The 4424-nt window shown below is 33.5% G+C and carries 5 protein-coding genes and 1 pseudogene; 2 read left to right on the top strand and 4 right to left on the bottom strand.

The window, feature by feature from the left end; genetic code table 11:
- The 3 genes from ACKI32_RS05685 to ACKI32_RS05675 all read right to left on the bottom strand — a co-directional run.
- Positions 1-123, bottom strand: a 123-nt coding sequence (locus ACKI32_RS05685) for a 4Fe-4S binding protein (RefSeq protein ID WP_407414380.1), incomplete at its 3' end; no start/stop codon positions are given.
- A gap of 8 nt (positions 124-131) precedes the next feature.
- Positions 132-1229, bottom strand: a complete 1098-nt coding sequence (gene fwdF / locus ACKI32_RS05680) for a tungsten-dependent formylmethanofuran dehydrogenase subunit FwdF (RefSeq protein ID WP_407414378.1) — start codon at positions 1227-1229, stop codon at positions 132-134.
- Positions 1229-1693, bottom strand: a complete 465-nt coding sequence (locus tag ACKI32_RS05675) for a 4Fe-4S binding protein (RefSeq protein ID WP_407414376.1) — start codon at positions 1691-1693, stop codon at positions 1229-1231. Before ACKI32_RS05675 ends, fwdF begins: the two co-directional genes overlap by 1 nt.
- A 412-nt stretch (positions 1694-2105) precedes the next feature.
- Between ACKI32_RS05675 and mobB the strand changes: the two genes are divergently transcribed.
- Positions 2106-3143 carry a molybdopterin-guanine dinucleotide biosynthesis protein B gene (gene mobB / locus ACKI32_RS05670; protein ID WP_407414374.1) on the top strand — a complete coding sequence of 346 codons (1038 nt, stop codon included), beginning with the start codon at positions 2106-2108 and terminating at the stop codon, positions 3141-3143.
- 4 nt (positions 3144-3147) lie between these two features.
- Positions 3148-4077 carry a GTP 3',8-cyclase MoaA gene (gene moaA, locus ACKI32_RS05665; protein WP_407414372.1) on the top strand — a complete coding sequence of 310 codons (930 nt, stop codon included), beginning with the start codon at positions 3148-3150 and terminating at the stop codon, positions 4075-4077.
- Positions 4078-4163: 86 nt separating this feature from the next.
- Here moaA and ACKI32_RS05660 read toward each other — a convergent pair.
- A pseudogene (locus tag ACKI32_RS05660) lies at positions 4164-4424 on the bottom strand (formate dehydrogenase); the annotation flags it as partial.

Raw genomic sequence — 4424 nt, 5'->3', positions numbered from 1 at the left:
AACTTCTTCAGTCTTTGCACCATTACCACCAGCATTTTCAGGACTGATAGCTGCATTTACAGGACAAGCAATTACACAAATCCCGCATCCTAAACAATTATCTTGATTAACTTTAAGTTCCATATAATCACCTAGTCTTTAATAGCGTCTAAAGCTTCATTCCATGTTGCTGATTGAATAGGAGTGTGATCGATTTCTGTTCTTGTTACAGTAATTGCACCGTTAGGACATGCTTTTGCACAAGCTTTACATTTTACACAGTAATCAGGGTTTGCAACAACGTGTTCCATTCTTGAACCTGGACCTGAGGATACTGGGAATGCTAAAGCATTACAACTACAAATATCGACACAAGCTCCACAAGCTTGACATTTTTCTTGATCTACTTCTAAAGTACCTTCAAATGGTTTTTTATGTTTTGCTGCATCAGTAGGACATACTCCTTCACACCAGCCACAGTATACACAAAGGTCTGGGTCAATTACGGAGTTTCCGGTTACAACTGCTTTAGCAGGATCTAAATCATATTCACCGTAAGAACAAGCTCTACAAAGTGCTCTGATAGCGTTAGTAGGACAAGATTTTTTACATACAAGACAGTATACACATTTATCGGTGTCGATTACGATGGATTCTTTTCCAGTTTCGTTATCAACAACTATAGCTTCTGCAGGACATAATTCTTGACATACACCACAGTAAATACATTCATTTTCATCTACTTCGATTTCACCAGTTACTAAATCTGCACGGTTTGGTAAAACTCTTTCTATGACAATTGCATCACGAGGACATGCAACTTCACATCTTTTACAGTAGATACATTCATCATCATCAATTTCTGAGAAAGCATTATAATGAGGATATGCTTCGATTTCTCTGATTGGTACGCCGTCAATAGTTAATACTAATGCATCAACAGGACATAATCCACTGCACATACCACATAATACACATTTACTTTCGTCAATGCTTATTCTTTGAACATCAAAGTCGTCACGGAAGTTTTGAGCAATCTTTTCATGCCCACTGAAATAGACGTCGTTGGATAATCTGTGACGAGCGTCTACAGCAATTGCATTTAATGTAATTGCTTCAACAGGACAAGTGGATTCACAAATCCCACAACCTAAACAAACGTGGTCATTGAAAGACAAGTTTCTAACTTCTTCTGCTGACCTTGTAATGTCAAAGTTATTGTCGTTAACCTCTTTTAAATTTCTAATCATTATTCAATCTCCAAAATTTTTATAGAATTAGTTGGGCATTCATCTTCACAAAGCTGACAACCACAACATTGTCTGGAGTCTGCATGTGCTTGTAATGATTCTAATTCAATAGCTTTCATTGAACATGCATTTACACATAAGCCACAACCAATGCAAGAATCGTATATATTTACCTCGAAATTTCTTTCTCGGCAAATGTTCACAATTTTTCGACTCTGTTCTGGTTCATCAAATAAAGCTTCGGCCATTATCAAGAAATCCCTAGGAGTTAACTCTGTGATTGTTCTTGCAACATCAATAGAGTTCCATGATAAGTTGCTACCATTCAAATAATGTGATATAGTAGACCTATCAACACCTAACTCATTAGCGATTGCTTGGTGACTTTCACCAGCATCTTTCAACTTGACCGCAGCCAAATATTTCAAACCAGATGCAATATGTTTTGGCATTTGAACCACCATGTGTAATGATTACACATATGTTTACTTATATAAATATATTTGCCTACTAGAACTAAGACACAAGCTTTATATATTACTGTGTGAATACTACACTAAAAAATTTTTGAAAATAAATTAGAATTATTATTTAAATGTAAAACAATTGTATAATCATCCAATAAGTTAAATTTAAATCATAACTTAGCAATATTAATTTTTAGTATTATTATTCGATATTTACTTTTGTTAATATCGAATATTTTACATGAAAATGTAATAATTTGGCATGGAAAAAGTATTAAAAAAAACTCAAAAATCATGAAAAATAGCCAAATTTTTAGGTGAGACAAAATAATGTGTAGTAACTACACATTCATGTTTGGGAAATCATTAATTATTACTAAAAACATATATTACTACAGGAGATTATTAAATGAAAATTGCATCTATTGTAGGTAAAAAAAATACTGGGAAAACATCACTAACCGTGAAGGTTATTGAAGAGTTGACAAAAAGGGGGTATAACGTAGCTTCAATAAAACATTCCCACCATTCAATAGAAATGGACAAGGAGAATACAGATACCTGGAAACACAAACAGGCCGGAGCAAATCTGGTTGTTGGTGTTGGATCAACCACTTTTTTTAATGTGAGAAAAGAACATGACCTCAATAGAATATTATACCTGCTAAAACATTTCGATGAATTTGATTTTGTGATAATTGAAGGATATAAAAGCTATAACTATCCAAAAATCATTACATCTCCTGATGTTAGAGACGAATACACCATAAAAGAGGTGGATTCCTTTACAATAGATGAAAAAGGCATCAGTGAACTGGCTGATTTAATAGAAAAAAGAGGCCACGATATTGTAGATACATTATTTGCAAACAACTGCGGATTCAACAATGGTGAAACCATTGCAAAAGAGATACGCAGTGGAAACCTGACTGTTGATGATTTGGATAATGTTGTTAGCTATTTATCAATTGACGGGCATGTGGTTGGCCTCAATAGATTTGTAAGTGATTATCTAAAACAAAGTGTTATCGGCGTCGTAAACACTTTAAACCTTGAAGAATATGACGTTGAAGACATTGGAAAGATTGAGCTTATAATTCCAAGCAATGACAAATCCAAACAGCAAATAGATGCAACCTGCAGTATTTTAATCAATGATAATAATCTTGATATAAATCAATTTACAACAAACATTGTTTCAAATTCCATTAAAGGAATGGTTAACTCAATTAAAACCGAAGATGATGTTCATTTAATTGATATTGAAATTTCTGACATAAACAATGAAGAATTAGAAAATGCGGAAATTACTCTAAAAACTAATAATCATGACGTTGAAATAAATAAATTCACCCAAGGAATTTTAAAAGAAACTATTTTTGCAATTATTAATTCCTTAAAAGTGGATGAAGAAATTAGCAAAATCAAAATTATAGTGGAAGATTGATAATATGACTGAAGAGTTTGTAAAAGACAGATTTTCAAGACCAATCATTTCACTTAGAATCACGTTAACAAATAGATGTAATGTAAATTGCGTTTATTGCCATCACGACGGAATGGTTTCATCAAAACAAGAAATGACCTCCGATGAATTGTATACAATATGTAAAGTTGCAAAAAGCCTTGGTGTTAAAAAAATTAGGCTTTCAGGTGGAGAACCGTTAATCAGAAAAGATATTGTTGAGGTTATCAGAAAAATAGCTAGTTTAGACTTTAAAGACATTTCAATGACAACCAACGGAACATATCTTGAGAAATATGCTCAAGACCTAAAAGATGCCGGACTTGATAGAGTAAATGTTAGCCTAGATACGCTTAATAGTGAAACTTATGAGTTCATCACTAAAAAAGATTATTTAGAATCCGCCAAAGCAGGAATTCTAAAGGCTGTTGAAGTAGGCCTTTATCCTGTTAAAATAAACATGGTCATCATGAAGGACATTAACCAAAATGAGATTAAAGACATGTTTAAATTCTGTAAAGAAAACAACATAGTGCTTCAATTGATTGAATTAATCGAAAGTGAAAATTGTGATGATGATAAATTTAGTGCTGATTATCACTATAAATTAGATATGATTGAAGAAAGACTGGCTGATATAGCTGATGAAGTACATGAACGTAAGTTTATGCAAGGCCGTAAAAAATATTACATAGACGGTGGAGAAATCGAGGTAGTTAAGCCAGTTGATAACTCTACCTTTTGCGCAAATTGCTCCAGATTAAGGATAACCCCAGATGGAAAAATCAAACCTTGCTTACTTAGAAATGATAATCTTGTAGAGTTAATTTCACATGTGCGAAATGGTGAAAGTGAAGAAAGACTGAAAGAAATTTTCATAGACGGCATCAACAACCGTGAACCATTTAACTCTTAATTTCCATATTTTTTTAATATAGATATAACAATGTTAATTTTTGATTTCAAAAAAAAGAAAAGGTGTATAATAGGGAAAAATCCCAATTATAACCATTTAGCTTTGGATACGTGATCAGTGAATGGAAGTGGGTCATCACTACCCATACCTGGGATGTATCCGTAGATTTCTCTTACTTTGTTGTTTACAGTACTCCATACTTTAGCTACAGGAATTTCACATGGACATACTTCGGAACATTGACCACAGTTTGTACATGCGTCAACCATGTGTACTAAACGTGTTAAGTGGAAGAATGGAGCAGCAGGAGTGTATCCACCAGGTACCCATTCAGGACCTTCAGCTTC

Origin of the sequence: Methanobrevibacter sp. (assembly GCF_045611865.1) — an archaeon.
Classification (GTDB): domain Archaea; phylum Methanobacteriota; class Methanobacteria; order Methanobacteriales; family Methanobacteriaceae; genus Methanocatella.
Note: the sequence above shows the minus strand (reverse complement) of the source record. Positions and strands in the feature narration are given on the sequence as shown.

What these genes read in the sequence shown, in the direction of transcription:
- fwdF (WP_407414378.1), bottom strand. Translation starts at nt 1,229, where the DNA reads ATGATTAGAAATTTAAAAGAGGTTAACGACAATAACTTTGACATTACA.
- ACKI32_RS05675 (WP_407414376.1), bottom strand. Translation starts at nt 1,693, where the DNA reads ATGGTGGTTCAAATGCCAAAACATATTGCATCTGGTTTGAAATATTTG.
- mobB (WP_407414374.1), top strand. Translation starts at nt 2,106, where the DNA reads ATGAAAATTGCATCTATTGTAGGTAAAAAAAATACTGGGAAAACATCA.
- moaA (WP_407414372.1), top strand. Translation starts at nt 3,148, where the DNA reads ATGACTGAAGAGTTTGTAAAAGACAGATTTTCAAGACCAATCATTTCA.